At 70.0% G+C, this 858-nt stretch carries 1 protein-coding gene; it reads right to left on the bottom strand.

Annotation, left to right across the window (positions count from 1 at the left end):
* A partial coding sequence (locus JF781_RS28000; protein ID WP_225341361.1) for a PPE domain-containing protein occupies nucleotides 1-858 on the bottom strand: 858 nt, incomplete at both ends.

Below are 858 nucleotides of genomic sequence, written 5' to 3'. Positions count from 1 at the left end.
GACGGCCACCGCCCCGGGCACCCGGACCGCCGGCCCGGCCACCGCGCGGGTGGCGCCGCCCCCGACCGCGCGCCCGGCCAGGCTCGACAGGGCGGTGGGCCCGAACAAACCCTGCCCGGGATTGACGGTCATCGCCGGTGCGCCGTCCAGCATCGTCTCGGGCAACTCGGCGGCCAGGGTCCTGATCGCCGGCGCGGCCGAAGCCCAATTCGCCGGCACCGACAACGACCCCACCACACCGGCGCGGCCCACCGCCGCCGAAACCGTTCCCGCACTCGGCGCCTGAAACGAGGTGGAGCCCGTCAACAGATCGCTGTGCAGCAACGGCGCCAGCACCCCATGGAGACCCTTGGGATGCAGTGTGCCACCGATGCTTTGCAGGTTGGTGCCCATCCCGCGGACATTGAGCGCGAGCTGATAAAAACCCTTCCCCGCGGTCCCGATCCCGATCGGCGAGTAGGGCCCGGTAAGGACGTTGAGGAAATTGTTGAAACTCTTCAGACCACCGGTGGCCTCCCCAAGACCGAGCGAGACCCCGGTCGACGACGTCCCCGCCGCGTTCGCAGCGGCACTTTGCGTCGCGGTCGGAGCCTGCGAGACAGCCTGGGACAGCGCGGATTCCACATTCGAGCTCGCAGACGACTGAGTCGCGGCGGTCACCGCGGCGGCCTGGTTGGTTTCCCCACTGCTAACGGTGGTCGTCGGTGGCGCGGTGAACGGGGCCAGCTGCGTCGCGGCCGCCGAGGAACCCGCGTAGCCATACATCGCGGCCGCGTCCTGGGCCCACATCTCGGCGTACTGGCCCTCGGTGGCCGCGATGGCCGGGGTGTTTTGGCCCAAGATGTTGGTTGCGACCAG

Source organism: Mycobacterium sp. WUMAC-067 (assembly GCF_020217485.1).
GTDB lineage: Bacteria > Actinomycetota > Actinomycetes > Mycobacteriales > Mycobacteriaceae > Mycobacterium.
The sequence above is the reverse complement of the archived record's forward strand: the minus strand, read 5'-3'. Positions and strand labels throughout refer to the sequence as shown.